The organism is bacterium Scap17, assembly GCA_013376735.1.
Taxonomy (GTDB): domain Bacteria; phylum Pseudomonadota; class Gammaproteobacteria; order Pseudomonadales; family Halomonadaceae; genus Cobetia.
This window is the reverse complement of record VINJ01000001.1, coordinates 1440817-1456429: the sequence shown is the minus strand read 5'-3', so window position 1 is coordinate 1456429 and position 15613 is coordinate 1440817. Positions and strand designations below refer to the sequence as shown.

11 protein-coding genes are annotated in these 15613 nt (G+C 61.9%); 5 read left to right on the top strand and 6 right to left on the bottom strand.

Going from position 1 to position 15613, the window contains the following annotated elements; all coding sequences use genetic code 11:
- The first annotated feature begins 366 nt into the window (after positions 1–366).
- From FLM52_06335 to FLM52_06325, 3 genes are all read left to right on the top strand, one after another.
- Positions 367–1068 (top strand): CoA transferase subunit A, encoded by a 702-nt coding sequence (locus FLM52_06335; protein NVN55413.1) that lies wholly within the window; start codon positions 367–369, stop codon positions 1066–1068.
- A gap of 127 nt (positions 1069–1195) precedes the next feature.
- On the top strand, positions 1196–1858 hold the full coding sequence (locus FLM52_06330; protein ID NVN55412.1) for a CoA transferase subunit B: 663 nt from the start codon (positions 1196–1198) through the stop codon (positions 1856–1858).
- A 637-nt stretch (positions 1859–2495) separates the two neighbouring features.
- A complete protein-coding gene (locus tag FLM52_06325) occupies positions 2496–2702 on the top strand; it encodes a cold-shock protein (GenBank protein ID NVN55411.1) in 207 nt (68 codons plus the stop codon).
- Between the two features lie 249 nt (positions 2703–2951).
- Here FLM52_06325 and gcvT read toward each other — a convergent pair whose 3' ends face one another.
- Complete coding sequence (gene gcvT / locus FLM52_06320; GenBank protein ID NVN55410.1) at positions 2952–4085, bottom strand: glycine cleavage system aminomethyltransferase GcvT; 1134 nt, start codon at positions 4083–4085, stop codon at positions 2952–2954.
- A gap of 237 nt (positions 4086–4322) precedes the next feature.
- The gene (locus tag FLM52_06315) at positions 4323–5663 is read right to left on the bottom strand and encodes a sodium:alanine symporter family protein (GenBank protein ID NVN55409.1); all 1341 of its coding nucleotides are present in this window, start codon (positions 5661–5663) and stop codon (positions 4323–4325) included.
- Between the two features lie 868 nt (positions 5664–6531).
- On the opposite strand from FLM52_06315, the gene gcvH reads away from it, so the two are divergent.
- Together gcvH and gcvP are read left to right on the top strand one after the other, a co-directional pair.
- Positions 6532–6924, top strand: coding sequence for a glycine cleavage system protein GcvH (gcvH, locus tag FLM52_06310; GenBank protein NVN55408.1), 393 nt, complete (start codon positions 6532–6534; stop codon positions 6922–6924).
- Positions 6925–7234: 310 nt separating this feature from the next.
- Positions 7235–10129 (top strand): aminomethyl-transferring glycine dehydrogenase, encoded by a 2895-nt coding sequence (gene gcvP / locus FLM52_06305; GenBank protein NVN55407.1) that lies wholly within the window; start codon positions 7235–7237, stop codon positions 10127–10129.
- A 195-nt stretch (positions 10130–10324) separates the two neighbouring features.
- Here gcvP and FLM52_06300 read toward each other — a convergent pair whose 3' ends face one another.
- From FLM52_06300 to FLM52_06285, 4 genes are all read right to left on the bottom strand, one after another.
- Entirely contained in the window at positions 10325–12067 is a 1743-nt protein-coding gene (locus FLM52_06300) for a carbohydrate ABC transporter substrate-binding protein (protein ID NVN55406.1), read from the bottom strand.
- 206 nt (positions 12068–12273) lie between these two features.
- Entirely contained in the window at positions 12274–14319 is a 2046-nt protein-coding gene (locus tag FLM52_06295) for a DUF4955 domain-containing protein (GenBank protein NVN55405.1), read from the bottom strand.
- A 143-nt stretch (positions 14320–14462) separates the two neighbouring features.
- On the bottom strand, positions 14463–14735 hold the full coding sequence (locus tag FLM52_06290; protein ID NVN55404.1) for a hypothetical protein: 273 nt from the start codon (positions 14733–14735) through the stop codon (positions 14463–14465).
- Positions 14736–14808: 73 nt separating this feature from the next.
- Complete coding sequence (locus tag FLM52_06285) at positions 14809–15609, bottom strand: carbohydrate ABC transporter permease (GenBank protein NVN55403.1); 801 nt, start codon at positions 15607–15609, stop codon at positions 14809–14811.
- Between the last annotated feature and the right edge of the window lie 4 nt (positions 15610–15613).

Sequence of the window (15613 nt, the reverse complement as noted above, 5' to 3'; positions counted from 1 at the left end):
TCCTGTCCCGGGGTTGTTTCAAGAGATGTCACAAGAAGTGATGTGGCGCAGTTCGTTGGCTGTCGCTCGCAGAGCAGGCGCTCGCAGGGCATCTAGGCCATTGGTCATAGATGACAGCCACGAAGCTCTCACCTGGCTGAGCGCACAGTTCAGGCCGTTCCGCCCCGCTACCGCATCAGCCCCGCCAGCATGGGGTCTGGCAGGCTTTTTCCTCGCGAGCAGGCTCGATAAGTCGCGAATCAATTATTATCAAAAACTGATCAATGGATAGAAAAAACAAACTTATTAAATATATACAGACTCAGGATTGTCGGCAATGATGAAGACATCCCGACGACAACAGCTTGGATACTCAAGGAGATTCGCATGGCAGGATTCAACAAGGTGGTGACCAGCTACGCGGAGGCCATGGCAGGCCTCGAAGATGGCATGACGGTAATCGCCGGTGGCTTCGGCCTGTGTGGTATCCCGGAGAACCTTATTGCTGAGATCAAGCGCCTCGGCGCCAAGAACCTCACCGTGGTTTCCAACAACTGCGGCGTCGATGGCTTCGGGCTCGGCGTCCTGCTGGAAGACCGTCAGATCAAGACAATGATCGCCTCCTACGTCGGCGAGAACGCACTGTTCGAGAAGCAGCTGCTCGACGGTGACCTGGAAGTGATCCTCACTCCCCAGGGCACGCTGGCCGAGAAGATGCGTGCTGCCGGCGCCGGTATCCCCGCCTTCTTCACCGCCACCGGTTACGGCACACCGATCGGCGAAGGCAAGGAAGTGCGCGAGTTCGATGGCCGCCATTACATTCTGGAAGAGTCCATCAAGGGCGACTTCGCCATCGTCAAGGCCTGGAAGGCAGACCGCTATGGCAACGTCGTCTACCGCCACACCGCGCGCAACTTCAACCCGCTGGCCGCCACCGCCGGAAAGATCACCGTGGTAGAAGTCGAAGAGCTGGTCGAGCCGGGTGAACTGGACCCCGCCGACATCCACACGCCCGGCATCTATGTGGATCGCGTCATCAAGGGCAACTTCGAGAAGCGCATCGAGAAACGCACCGTCCGCTCGCGTTGAGCCCAGGGCTCCGCCGGCATGAATCGCTGTCATCAGGGCGACAGGCCCGTCGGCGAACTTTCTCGACCGCCTTCACGACAAGGCACAGTGCCTCATGGCTGATGGCACCCAAGACAAGGAAACAATCATGGCTTTGACACGCGAACAGATGGCCCAGCGAGTGGCTCAGGAAATCCAAGACGGCTCCTACGTCAATCTGGGGATCGGCATCCCGACACTGGTGGCCAACTATATCCCCGACGGTATCGAGGTGATGCTGCAGTCCGAAAATGGCCTGCTCGGCATGGGCCGCTACCCCTATGAAGACGAAGTCGACGCCGACATGATCAATGCCGGCAAGGAAACCGTGACGACCATCGATGGCGCTGCCATCTTCGATTCGGCCGAATCGTTCGCCATGATCCGTGGCGGCCACGTCGACCTCACGGTGCTCGGCGCCTTCGAGGTGGACGTGAACGGCAATATCGCCAGCTGGATGATTCCGGGCAAGCTGGTCAAGGGCATGGGCGGCGCCATGGACCTGGTCGCCGGTGCCGAGAACATCATCTGCACCATGACCCACGCCTCCAAGCACGGCGAATCCAAGCTGCTCAGCCAGTGCGAACTGCCGCTGACCGGCGCCGGCTGCATCCGTCGCGTGCTGACAGACCTCGCCTTCCTCGAGATCAAGGAAGGTGCCTTCCACCTGCTGGAGCGCGCGCCAGGCGTGAGCGTCGAGGAAATCAAGCGTCTGACCGCAGGCAAGCTGGTCGTCCCGGAACACGTGCCGGAAATGCAGCTGGATGCCTGAGGCACTTTCTGCCTCCGACCACTGGCCACCCTCGCGCCGCCTTTGGCCTTCGAGCCACTTTTGACTCACGAAACAATTGCGCTCGAGGGTGACGAATCACGGCCCCGGCATCCCACGGATTTTTGCCGACCCTTTTGAGGAAAATCTCTCATGATGTGATGGGCGCATCACATCCTCTCTCCGAGAGCCTTGATGGCTTCGACGCCATCCGCCGGCAGCGCTGCCATCGCTGCCGGCTTTTTTGTGTCTATCGCCCGTCGTACGGGGCTTTGCGCCATTCAAGCTCCTGCACAGGCAAAGCCGCACCATGGTCTTTTTCCTACAGGCGTCATCGCTCATACCAAGATAACGGGATAAAAAAACAAGCGAGCTCCCCGCCCTTGATGTGGCGAAATTCTCAGCACTATTGGCACGGATTTGCGGGCGAATTCTGCACACGATCATTAGGCAAAAGGATAAGTTTTTGATATTTCATTTGACCTTGCCGCCCGAGCAGCGCAGTATTGCTCTCGTTGGTTAGCAAGTCGAATATCGTCAGTCGTGATCGAAGCACTTCGGTACCTGGTGTATATCCTCCTTGTTTTACCCACGTTTATCGGGTAACTCCCGGCAATATCATCAGTAAGGAATTACGATCATGGCAACTGGCACAGTCAAGTGGTTCAACGACACCAAAGGTTTCGGCTTCATTTCTCCGGACGACAACGGTGACGACCTGTTCGCACACTTCTCCGAAATCCAGGCTGAAGGCTTCAAGTCTCTGCAAGACGGTCAGAAGGTTTCCTTCGACGTCACCCAGGGCAAGAAAGGCCTCCAGGCCGCCAACATCAAGATCGTTGACTGATCATGATCTGGCTGGAAGAGGCTAACCCCTCCTCCGACAGAAAAGCCCGCTTCGGCGGGCTTTTCTGCGTCTGGCGTTCGCGCACGGCGCGGGGCATCGCCCCCTCCCACATGCCCGTCTGCCAGACATGAAAAAGGGACTGCCTGGGCAGTCCCTTTTTCATGTCTGGTCAAAGTGCGTCCAGCAGCGGGTGATCGTCACGCCTCGTTGGCAATTCCGCTGACTGTGTCTCATCTGGCCACGGCGTGCTCAACCCCGATAGTAGCGCTGCTCGACGAACGGCATCTTCGTCACCGTCATCGGCAGGCGCTTGCCACGCACATCGGCAAACACTTCGGTCTCGAGTGCGCTGTGAGCGATGCTCACATAGCCCATCGCCACCGGCTTGCCATAGGTCGGCCCGAAGCTGCCGGAGGTCACCACACCGATACGATTGTCCTGGGCATCATAGAGCTCAGCCCCTTCGCGGATAGGCGCACGCCCGTGCGCGACCAGCCCTACCCGCTTGCGGGTGTGATCCTTGTTGGCGATCTGGGTCAGGATGACATCGGCCCCCGGGAAGCCGCCTTCACGCTCGCCACCCTGACGACGCACCTTGCCCAACGCCCAGATCAGGCTGCCTTCCACCGGTGAGGTGGTGGTATCGAGATCGTGACCGTACAGGCACAGCCCCGCCTCGAGACGCAGTGAATCCCGCGCGCCAAGCCCGATGAACTCCACCTCTTCCATCGCCAGCAACAGCCGCGCGAAGCGCACTGCGTCGGCATCGGGCACGGAGATCTCGAAGCCATCCTCGCCGGTGTAGCCACTGCGACTGACCCAACACTCGATACCCTCGATGGTGACATGGGCATGATGCATGAAGGTCAGCTCGCAGGCCTCGGGCGACAGACGCTGCATCACCGCATGAGCCATCGGCCCCTGCAGTGCGAGCAGCGCCCGATCTTCCAGCACCTCAAGCTCGATATCCATCGGCAGTCCTACCCGCAGATGTGCGATGTCCTGATCCTTGCAGGCAGCGTTCACCACCACGTAGAGGTGTTCACCGCCATTGACGATCATCAGGTCGTCCAGGATACCGCCGGTGTCGGAGGTCAGCAGGCCATAGCGCTGCATGCCCACCGGCAGGTCGATGATATCCGTCGGCACCAATGCCTCCAGCGCCGCCTGCACATTCTCGCCCCGCAGGATCAACTGCCCCATGTGCGAGACATCGAACAGCCCTGCCTTGGCGCGCGTGTGTTCATGCTCCTTCTTGACGCCAAGCGGGTACTGCACGGGCATGGAATAGCCGGCGAACTCGACCATCCTGGCCCCCTGCTCGACATGCAGGTCATGAAGGGCGGTCTGCTTGAGACCCGTCACTGCGGCGGAATCGGACATCGTCATTCTCCTGGTTGGCTTGCGATGACTCTCAGAGATGGCACACGAACGGCACACGCTCTCTGGAGGCTTGTTGTCATGGACACTGCTCACAAGAGCACCGTCGACTTGAACAGGGCGCCCTGCGCCTGCACCGCCCAGATCAGGTGGCCCGGGCGATGCACAAGGCAGTCAGTGGCACGGTAGGGCCAGGCGAGTCATCAGCGTCGTTCAGCGATCTTCGCCAGCCAGCACTTCCTAGCCATCAAAATAATCACGCGTCAGCTTGAAGACCACCGGCGACAGCAGCGCCAGACCGATCAGGTTCGGGATCGCCATCAACGCATTGAAGGTGTCCGCCATCAGCCAGATCAGGTCGAGCTTGGCCATCGCACCCAACGGAATCGCGATCACGAACACGATGCGATACAGCATGATGGCACGCGTACCGAACAGGTACTGGAAGCACTTCTCACCATAGAAGGACCAGCCAAGGATGGTGGTGAAGGCGAAGACCGCCAGCGCGATGGCCACCAGGTGGTTGCCCACACCCGGCAGCGCCTGATCGAAGGACATCGAGGTCAGGGCCGCGCCGGTCTCCCCGGAAGACCACAGGCCAGAGGTGATGATCGCCAGCGCCGTGATGGTGCAGATGATGATGGTGTCGATGAAGGTCCCCAGCATCGCGACCAGACCCTGGCGTACCGGGTTCTTGGTCTGCGCCGCCGCGTGGGCGATGGGCGCACTGCCCAGACCCGCTTCATTGGAGAAGATACCGCGCGCCACACCGAAGCGGATGGCGGCCATCACTGCTGCCCCGGCAAAGCCGCCGGTAGCCGCGACCGGATTGAAGGCATAGGTGAAGATGAGGCCGAAGGCATGACCGATCTGGTCGGCGTTGATCACCAGGATGATGATGCCGGCCAGGAAGTAGGCGATGGCCATGAACGGCACCAGCTTGCCGGCCACGCTGGAGATGCGCTTGATGCCACCGAGAATCACGGCGCCAGCCAGCACCATCATCACCACACCGGAGACCCAGTGCGGAATGGCGAAGGATGTTTCCAGCGCATCCGCGACCGAGTTGGACTGCACGGTGTTGCCGATACCGAAGGCCGCGAAGCAACCGAAGAAGGCGAAGGCACCGCCCAGCCAGCCCCACTTGGCACCCAGACCGTTGCGGATGTAGTACATCGGGCCACCGACATGGTTGCCGGTGTCATCGACTTCACGATAACGCACTGCACACACGGCCTCGGCGTACTTGGTCGCCATGCCGACCAGCGCGGTGATCCACATCCAGAAGATCGCCCCCGGGCCACCCAGCGCGATGGCGGTTGCCACGCCCGCGATGTTGCCGGTACCGATGGTCGCCGACAGCGACGTCATCAGGGCATTGAAAGGAGAAATCTCGCCGTCGCCATCCTTGCCCGGCGCACGACCATTCCACAACAGCTTGAAGCCGGTACCCAACTTGCGGATCGGCATGCCCTTTAGGCCTGCCTGAAGATAGAAGCCGACCCCGAGCAGCAGGATCAGCATCAATGGACCCCAGACGACGCCATTGATGGCACTAAAGACGGAACTGATCATTTCCACGCAGATTTCCTCCGCTGAATTGTTGTTATCACACGATGCGCAGTGACTCGTGGCGGTGCCATCCCCAGGTGGGTGATCGACCCGCGACGAGCCTCCCACGGCATTTTCACCGTTGGGACAGCCCACATTAGCGGAAGCTATCTCACTTCACTAGCCTAACAGGGCTTTACGCTGGCAGGTGAGGCAATCATTGCGTAAAAAGTACGATGAGACTGCGCCAACTCGCATGTTTCATCGCCTCATCGTGTCTTCTGGCAGCAGATCCTTCGCCCGGTGATCTCGAGACTGTCGAAAAAGGTCTCACAACAAACCGAACCGAATGACGAGCTAGATGCAGAGCCGCATGCCCGGCGCGGTCACGCTCAGGTGAACCTCGTTCAGCGTCTCCAGCGCTCTCATCAGGTTCGCTTTGCTTGAACGCATCAGGCATTGACAGCCGAGTCTTCACGACACAACATGGAAACAAGTTTCCGATAAGAAACTGCCGGCACCATAACGCGAGTTTGAGCGCCTCGCAACAGTGACCCGGACATCCTCGCCCACTGGCGCGACCCATCTCCCGCACTGCTGCGAGGTACTCAACCTCTCACGAGGTGTCACGGCGCACTAACAAGGCGCCGGGCGGCCCGGCCAACGATGCATAGCAATGGGCCAGGCAGGCCCATGATGGCGGGCTTCATGAGTGAACCACGCAAGACACTGGACGCCCGAGGAGTGACAGACCACGATAGAGGGACGGCCGTCAGCAGCACACGCCCAAAGTCGTAGCATCACGCGGCAGTCTGCCACTGCCACACGCTGGGACCTTGGGGCATAATGACGTACCGATTCCCTGAATCAGAAAATCTTTTCACATAGGAAAACACTCATGAGCAATATTCCCGCCACGCTGAAGTACACCGAGAGTCACGAGTGGGTTCAGGACAACGGCGATGGCACCGTGACCATCGGGATCACCGACCACGCCCAGGAGGCGCTTGGCGATGTCGTCTTCGTCGAACTGCCGGAAGTCGGCCGTGAGCTGGCACTGGAAGAAGAGTTCGGGGTCATCGAGTCCGTCAAGGCGGCCTCCGATCTGTACGCACCGCTGGCCGGTGAAGTCATCGCCGTCAACGAGAGCCTCGAAGACGCGCCGGAATCCGTCAACGAGAGCCCCTATGACGATGCCTGGATTCTGAAGATGAAGGTCGCTGACAGCGCCGAACTCGAAAAGCTGCTCGACGCTGATGCCTATTCTCAGCTGGTCGAAAGCGAAGCCTGATCGCCGTCAACCTCCTGTCCAGGCCGCAGTCACTCAGGGCAGGAGGTTTCAGCGCGTATCCGTGCTCGCATAAGTCACACTCGCGCACAGCCACCTTCGTGATTGCGCCACCCCGTTTCGATGGCACGACACCCCTGACACGACCGCCCTTGCAGGTCGCGCGGGGAGTGAAGCAACTGCAGCATGCTCGGCAGTGATGTCGATGCCCCCATGATTCCCGACGCCCTGCCCGCAGCCTCCTCGCTGGCACGGTGATGTTCCTCCCGCGGACTGCCCTCTGCAGTCCCCGTTGCAGCACAGGATTTCTTGCATGGCTCACGAGACGCTTACCCTGGCCCAGTTGGCCGGACACGACGATTTCATCTCCCGCCACAATGGGCCGACCGATGCCAATGTGACGCGCATGTTGGCGACGCTGGGCGAAGAGAGCATCGCCACGCTCATCGACCGCACGGTGCCCACCGCCATTCGTCTGGGCCGTGAGCTGGATCTCGAAGGGCCACGCACGGAATCCGAAGCACTGGACTACCTGAAGCGCCTCGCGCGTCAGAACAAGGTGTTCAAGACCTATATCGGCCAGGGTTACCACAACACCCACCTGCCGGCAGTCATCCAGCGCAACGTGCTGGAAAATCCGGGCTGGTACACCGCCTACACGCCGTATCAGCCGGAAATTGCCCAGGGCCGTCTCGAAGGACTGCTCAACTTCCAGCAGGCAGTGATGGACCTGACCGGCATGGAGCTGGCCAACGCCAGCCTGCTGGACGAAGCCACCGCCGCTGCAGAGGCCATGGCGCTGTGTCAGCGCGGCAACAAGAAGAGCAAGAGCAAGCGCTTCTTCATCGCCGATGATGTCCTGCCGCAGACCCTGGACGTCATGCGCACCCGCGCCGACTACTTCGGCTTCGAGCTGGTCATCGATGCCGCAGAGAACGTCGGCGAGCACGACATCTTCGGCGCCCTCTTCCAGTACCCGGGCAACACCGGCCAGGTGCGAGACCTCGCGCCGCTGCTGGACGCCGCGCGCGCCAATGGCGCGATGACCGTGGTGGCCGCCGACCTGCTGAGCCTGGTGCTGCTCAAGTCGCCGGGCAGCCTCGGTGCCGATATCGTCGTCGGTACCTCCCAGCGTTTCGGCGTGCCGATGGGCTTCGGCGGCCCGCACGCGGCCTTCTTCGCCACCACCGACAAGCTCAAGCGCTCCATCCCGGGCCGTATCATCGGCGTCTCCAAGGACTCACGCGGCAACCCGGCACTGCGCATGGCGATGCAGACTCGCGAGCAGCACATCCGCCGCGAGAAGGCGACTTCCAACATCTGTACCGCCCAGGCGCTGCTGGCCAACATCGCCGGCTTCTACGCCGTCTATCACGGTGCCGAGGGCCTCAAGCGCATCGCTACCCGCGTGCATCGCCTGACCAGCATTCTCGCCGAGGGCGTCAGCCGTTGCGGCATGGCACTGGCCCACGACAGCTGGTTTGACGCCATCACCGTGACCGGCGTGGATGAGGGCAAGATCCACGGTCGCGAACTGACCCACGAGATCAACCTGCGCCACCATGGCGACGGCCGCATCACCATCAACCTCGACGAGACCACCACCGCCGCTGACGTCGGCGTGCTGTTCGACGTGCTGCTCGGCGAAGAGCACGGCCTGTCCGTCGCCGCGCTGGACCAGGACCTGCTGGCCAAGGGCGCAAGCGCGATTCCGGCGGCCTGCCAGCGTGACAGCGACTTCCTGACTCACCCGACCTTCAGCCGCTACCACTCGGAAACCGAGATGCTGCGCTATCTGAAGCGTCTGGAGAACAAGGACCTGTCGCTGACCCACGCGATGATCCCGCTGGGCAGCTGCACCATGAAGCTGAACGCCACCACCGAGATGATCCCGGTCACCTGGCCCGAATTCGCCAACGTCCACCCCTTCGCACCGTCGGATCAGGTGGTCGGTTACAAGCAGATGATCGATGAGCTGTCGGCCTTCCTGGTCGAGATCACCGGCTACGACGCCATTTCCATGCAGCCGAATTCCGGCGCGCAGGGGGAATACGCTGGGCTGGTCGCGATCCGTCGCTACCAGGCCTCCATCGGCGAAGGCGCACGCGATATCTGCCTGATCCCAAGCTCCGCTCACGGCACCAACCCGGCTTCGGCCGCAATGGCCGCGATGAAGGTGGTGGTGGTCGAGTGTGACGCCAACGGCAACATCGACATCAAAGACCTGCGTGCCAAGGCCGAGCAGCACAGCGACAAGCTGTCCGCGATCATGATCACCTACCCGTCCACCCACGGCGTGTTCGAGGAAACCGTGCGCGAAGCCTGTCAGGTCGTTCACGACCACGGCGGCCAGGTCTACATCGACGGTGCCAACATGAACGCCCAGGTCGGCATCTGCCGCCCGGGGGACTTCGGCGGCGATGTCTCGCACCTCAACCTGCACAAGACCTTCTGCATTCCCCACGGTGGCGGTGGCCCGGGCATGGGCCCGATCGGCATCAAGGCCCACCTGGCGCCGTTCGTCTCCAACCACGTGGTCACCCCGCTGGAAGGCGTGAAACCGGAGTGCACCGCCGTCTCGGCCGCCGCCTTCGGTTCCGCGGCGATCCTGCCGATCTCATGGGCCTACATCAAGATGATGGGCGCGCAGGGGCTGCGTGAAGCCACCGAGCTTGCGATCCTCAACGCCAACTACATCGCCACGCGTCTCGATGGGCACTATCCGGTGCTCTACCGCGGCAAGAACGGCACCGTGGCGCATGAGTGCATCATCGATATCCGCCCGCTGAAGGCCGCTTCCGGCATCAGCGAGGAGGACATCGCCAAGCGTCTGATCGACTACGGCTTCCACGCGCCGACCATGTCGTTCCCGGTGGCGGGCACCCTGATGGTCGAGCCCACCGAGTCCGAGTCGCTCTACGAGATCGACCGTTTCTGTGAGGCGCTGATCGCGATCCGCGCCGAGATCGCCCGTGTCGAGCAAGGCGAGTGGACACTGGAAGACAACCCGCTGGTGCACGCGCCGCACACCCAGGCCGACCTGATGGACGCCGAGTGGACGCGCAGCTACTCCCGCGAGATCGGCGCCTTCCCCAGCGAGCACGTCAAGGCCGCCAAGCAGTGGCCGGCGGTCAACCGGGTCGACAACGTGCACGGCGATCGTCAGTTGATCTGCTCCTGCCCGAGCATCGATCTCTACCGTGATTGAGAGCGGCGATTGAGGGCCGTGACTGAGAGCGGTAATGGAAGGCCGTAACGGCAAGCCAGCCATGAGGCAGTGATGAAACGCTGTCGCTGATCGCTCTGGCACAAGAACGCCCCTGCCGGGAAACCGGCAGGGGCGTTGTCGTTGCTGCTGTCTTTCACGAGACTGCTCGAAGGCGCAGTGTCGCGCCAGTCGCGTTTACTCCTTCCAGCTCTTGAGCAGCTCGTCGTAGGCGATGGTCTCGCCCTTGGGCTTCTCGTTGTCCAGCTTGGCCTTCGGCGCACCCGGCTGGGCGAACCAGTACTCCGCATCACGCTCCTCGTTGAGCTTCGGACCACAGTTGTCCATCACCTTGGCGCGCTCGAGACGCTCGAGAATGCGGTCCTGTGCCTTGGCCAGGCCATCGAGGGCTTCCTGTGGCGTGGCTTCGCCACTGGCGGCCTGGGAGATGTACTGCCACCACAGCTGAGCAAGCTTGGGATAGTCCGGCACGTTGGTCCCGGTCGGCGACCACTGCACTCGCGCCGGGCTGCGATAGAACTCGACCAGACCGCCCAGCTTCGGCGCGGCATCGGTCATCGCCTGGGACTGGATATCCGACTCGCGGATCGGCGTCAGCCCTTCCAGGGTCTTCTTGAGCGAGACGGTCTTGGCAGTGACGAACTGCGCGTACAGCCAGGCCGCGTGACGATTCTTCTCCGGCGTGGAATCGAAGAAGGTCCAGGCGCCCACGTCCTGATAGCCAAGCTTCATGCCCTCTTCCCAGTACGGGCCATGCGGCGACGGCGCCATGCGCCACTTCGGGGTGCCATCGTCGTTGACCACCGGCAGGCCATCCCGCGTCATGTCGGCGGTAAAGGCGGTGTACCAGAAGATCTGCTGGGCGATGTTGCCCTGGGACGGCACCGGACCGGACTCGGAGAAGGTCATGCCCTGGGCTTCCGGCGGTGCGTACTTGCCCAGCCAGTCGACATACTTGGTGGTGGCATAGACGGCCGCCGGGCCGTTGGCCGCGCCGCCACGTGTCACCGAGGAGCCCACCGGCTGACATTCCTCGACACGAATGCCCCACTCGTCCACCGGCAGGCCATTGGGCAGGCCCTTGTCGCCGGCACCCGCCATGGAGAACCAGGCATCGGTGAAGCGCCAGCCGAGTGACGGGTCCTTCTTGCCGTAATCCATGTGGCCGTAGACGCGCTCACCGTCGATTTCCTTGACGTCATTGGTGAAGAAATCGGCGATGTCCTCATAGGCCGACCAGTTGACCGGCACCCCCAGCTCGTAGCCGTACTTGTCCTTGAACTGCTTCTTCAGGTCTTCGCGCTCGAACCAGTCGGCACGGAACCAGTAAAGGTTGGCGAACTGCTGGTCCGGCAGCTGATAGAGCTTGTCATCCGGGCCGGTGGTGAAATCCAGCCCGATGAAGTCGTCCAGATCCAGCGTCGGCGAGGTGAAGGCCTTGCCGTCGCCTTCCATCATGTCGCTGATCGGCACGACCTTGCCATAGCGGAAGTGCGTGCCGATCAAGTCGGAATCATTGACGTAGCCATCGTAGATATTACGCCCGGATTGCATCTGGGTCTGCAGTTTCTCGATGACGTCGCCTTCCTGAATCAAGTCGTGGGTCAGCTTGATGCCGGTGATCTCGCTGAAGGCCTTGGCCAGCACCTTTGACTCATATTCATGGGTGGTCAGGGTTTCCGAGGCCACCTTGATTTCCATGCCGCGCAGCGGTTCAGCGGCCTTGATGAACCACTCGAGTTCGGACATCTGCTCGTCCTTGCTCAGCGTGGAGGGTGAGAACTCCTGATCGATCCACTTCCTTGCCGCATCCTGATACTGATCGGCCGTGGCCTGGCTGGAGAGGCCGGCGAGCCCCGCCGCCGTGGCGAAGGCGATGGCGTAACGCAGGCGTGCGGGTCGAATGATGTGCTGACTCATGGGATGTCCCTTCATTGGCGTTATTGTTGTGTCGCGTCTTCCAACAACCACTTCCGTCAATCACGTGTCGCGCGGCGCGATTCGCCGCCTTGCTTGCTCTCGGTGCTGCTCGTCCTCCTGCCGTTCCAATCTGCTGTCGTTGGCTGCTGCTCTGTTGTCCTCGTTGCACTGCGGCCCTGCTGCTCGATGGGCCGAGCGGCTGGCTATCACTCTTGCGTCTCATGCAACAGCTCGCGTTGGGCGCGGTAGAGCGAGGCAGGCTTCACGGCCTCGCCCGGTGACTCGACGCGTGCCTGCAAGGCATCCATCGGCGGCAAGGGGTCATACTCGGTCACGCCCTTGGCATTCATCACCCGGGCATAGTCATGACGATTGGCGATGCCCAGCGCATGCCCGGTCGCCCCGACGACCGTCGGCATGATCACCTTGCCGAAATGAGAATCGGCGCGCATGAAGGGCCAGGCAGCATGTGGCTTGCCGGTATTGACCGGATTCCACAGCACCAGCCCGCGCAGATGATTGGGCTGATGGCCGACACTGGCGCCCCAACGGTCGCGCACATGACCACCGCGCTTTTGATCGAACACGTTGTCGCGCGATTGCTGACCATGCAGTTCGATACCACTGTCACCGGCGTGCTCCAGTTCAAGGTAGACGTTATGGGTCGCGTAGCGGGCCACTCCCGGTGCATGCCAGGCATGACTTTGGTCGACTACCTGGCGAGCCAGTACCTGATTGCTGTCACTGATCGTCATCGCGATATGCCCGGGCTTGCCGGTCATCGTAACGTCTTCGAGTGTCAGCTGTGAGCTGTGGCGCACCTTCACCCCCTGATTGAAACTGTCGAGCCGTACGTCACGCACCCAGCCATCCGTGATGCCATCCAGGTCCAGAAGGCCGAAGCCGCTGTCATCCTCGGCGCTGCGGTGATGCTTGAAGTGCCCACGCCAGTTGCCCTTGAGCGTGATGCCCTGCACCCCGACTTCCCGCGCCGGGTGCAGACGAGCGATGCGCCACTGCTCACCGGGAAAGCGCTCATGCACCACCGGCAGCGAGAGCGTGAGGCGGTGGCCGTCACGTGCCACCACGCGGTAGCGCGCCCGCTTGAACACTCCATCACGCTCGATCAACCAGCGTGACTCGCCGGTGCTGGCGTCCTTTTCCATCTGATAGGGCGCCAGGGCACGGGCCACTGCCTCAGGCCGCTTGTCGATGCTCTCAAGCAGCACCTCATCGCCTGGCGCGAGCGCTGCGTCATCTGATTCATCCGTCTCATCCGCCAGCGTGATCGTGTCCTGCGTATCCGCCGGCTGCCGGTGACTCGTCGGCGTGACGGCTTGCCATGCTTCCTGCTTGCCACCCTCGGCCAGATTGCCCAGATGGAGCAGCCAGGGAGTGCTCCAGTACCAGCTGGCGTGCAACGGCAGCATCGGCCGGGTCTGCCTGAGGTGCGTGACATCACTGCCCGCGCCCATCAAGGTCCAGTGACTGCCTGCCAGACTCAAACCCTGCATCTTGAGCAGTGCCTCGCGCAGCGCCTGCTGGCGTTCTGAGTCCGCCACCGCGGCTTTCAGTGCCACCAGGCGGGAATGAAACCAGTCGCGTTCGGCCGCCCCATACACCACGTACTCCCCCGCCGGGAAATACAGCACGCCGCGGCGCGCGGGGCGGTCGGCGTCATCACTGCCCTGGCGCTGCCAGTCACGCATGGCGGCATGCGCCTTGAGAATGGCGCGGCGATCACTCAGGGTGTCACTGCCATCCGCGCCGTAGGCCGTGACATCGAATCGGCGCAGCGCGCCTTTTTCGCTCTCGTCTGGCGTGACCTTTTCTGCCTCGCCCTTTCCTGGCGCTTCACCAGCATCATGTGGCTCAAGCGCAAGTGCCGGCAGTGCCTCGCCCTGATGGTAGCCGGCGCGGGAAACGTCAGGCAGTGGCAGTGGCTTGCGCGCCTCGGCTGGGCGGGTCTGATTGGCCTGCCACTGGAGCTGATACTGCTGCCACAATGTTGATTGCCCTGCATCTTCCGTTTCGCCATTCCCAACCTGCTGATCAGGCGTCGTGGCGTCCAAGGTGGCGAGCGGTGTACCGGCCCACCAACCGAGGACGACAACGCAGGCAATGCTCAGCCCTGTCACGCCCGTCCAGAGTCGACGGCGGTTCTTGCGGCCCGGCGAGGGAGAATCGCCATTCAAGGCCCCTTTTGAGGCACTATCTGCAGACGAGCGATGCGGTGAGCGAGATGACGACATGCAACGAGATTCCAGAGCGGCGAATGTCACTGGCGGATGCCAGTCAGAACCGCTTGGGACTCCCCTCAGGCTGTCCAGTTCCGTGTTGCCACCGGGCGACGCTGCCTGTCGTCAGCGCTCTCCTCTCCACCTCTCCCCGCATGTCATCCCCACTTCATCAACACCAGCATCCAGACGACACACACGATGCTGATGATCCACAACACCTGGTCGGTAAAGCCCAACCACAGCAGATGCAGCCAGCCACTGGAGAGCAGGCCGATGAACAGTCTGTCGCCCCGCGTGGTCGCGATGGGCAGAAAGCCCTGACGACTCAACGTCGGGGTCACGAACTGCCAGGCGGTCATGCCCAGCAGCAGGATGCCGATACCGGCAAAGAAGAGTGACGTGGGCAGTGTCCAGGCCATCCATTCCATCATCATGTCCTCTTGTGAGCCGCCAGCAGAGACTTGCTGACGGCAATGACAGCGGCGCTCGACCTGGTGCCGATCATACCCGGCCCAGGGCGAAGCCCTTGGCGACATGGTTGCGCACGAAGTAGATCACCAGTATGCCGGGAATCAGCGTCAAGGCACCGGCGGCGGCCAGCACGCCCCAGTCGATGCCCGAGGCCGAGACCGTTCGCGTCATGACCGCCGCTATCGGTTTCGCCTCCGTCGAGGTCAGGGTTCGCGCCAGCAACAGCTCCACCCACGAGAACATGAAGCAGAAGAAGGCGGTCACCCCGATGCCCGGGCGAATCATCGGAATGAACAGCGTCAGGAAGAAGCGCGGGAAGCTGTAGCCGTCGATATAGGCCGTCTCGTCGATCTCCTTGGGCACGCCGGACATGAAGCCCTCCAGAATCCAGACCGCCAGCGGCACGTTGAACAGACAGTGCGCGAGCGCCACCGCCAGCGGGGTATCGAACAGTCCCACCGAGGAATAGAGCTGAAAGAACGGCAGCAGGAAGACCGCCGGCGGCGCCATGCGATTGGTCAAGAGCCAGAAGAACAGATGCTTGTCGCCCAGGAAGCGATAGCGCGAGAAGGCATAGGCCGCCGGCAGCGCCACCGCCAGCGAGATGAGCATGTTGAGCACCACGTAGCTCATCGAGTTGAGGTAGCCCATGTACCAGCTGGGGTCGGTGAAGATCACCCGATAGTTGTCGAAGGTGAAGTTCTCGGGCCACAGGGTCAGGCCGCCGAGAATCTCCTGATTCGACTTGAAGGACATGATCAGCAGCCAGTAGATCGGCACCAGCAGAAACAGCAGATAGATCGTCATTACCAGACGCTTGCGTGTGGTCATCACT

Bases quoted from the DNA above. Each gene is read 5' to 3' on its own strand.
- FLM52_06325 (NVN55411.1), top strand. From the start codon at position 2,496: ATGGCAACTGGCACAGTCAAGTGGTTCAACGACACCAAAGGTTTCGGC.
- FLM52_06300 (NVN55406.1), bottom strand. From the start codon at position 12,067: ATGAGTCAGCACATCATTCGACCCGCACGCCTGCGTTACGCCATCGCC.
- gcvP (NVN55407.1), top strand. From the start codon at position 7,235: ATGGCTCACGAGACGCTTACCCTGGCCCAGTTGGCCGGACACGACGAT.
- gcvH (NVN55408.1), top strand. From the start codon at position 6,532: ATGAGCAATATTCCCGCCACGCTGAAGTACACCGAGAGTCACGAGTGG.
- gcvT (NVN55410.1), bottom strand. From the start codon at position 4,085: ATGTCCGATTCCGCCGCAGTGACGGGTCTCAAGCAGACCGCCCTTCAT.
- FLM52_06295 (NVN55405.1), bottom strand. From the start codon at position 14,319: ATGTCGTCATCTCGCTCACCGCATCGCTCGTCTGCAGATAGTGCCTCA.
- FLM52_06285 (NVN55403.1), bottom strand. From the start codon at position 15,609: ATGACCACACGCAAGCGTCTGGTAATGACGATCTATCTGCTGTTTCTG.
- FLM52_06290 (NVN55404.1), bottom strand. From the start codon at position 14,735: ATGGAATGGATGGCCTGGACACTGCCCACGTCACTCTTCTTTGCCGGT.
- FLM52_06335 (NVN55413.1), top strand. From the start codon at position 367: ATGGCAGGATTCAACAAGGTGGTGACCAGCTACGCGGAGGCCATGGCA.
- FLM52_06330 (NVN55412.1), top strand. From the start codon at position 1,196: ATGGCTTTGACACGCGAACAGATGGCCCAGCGAGTGGCTCAGGAAATC.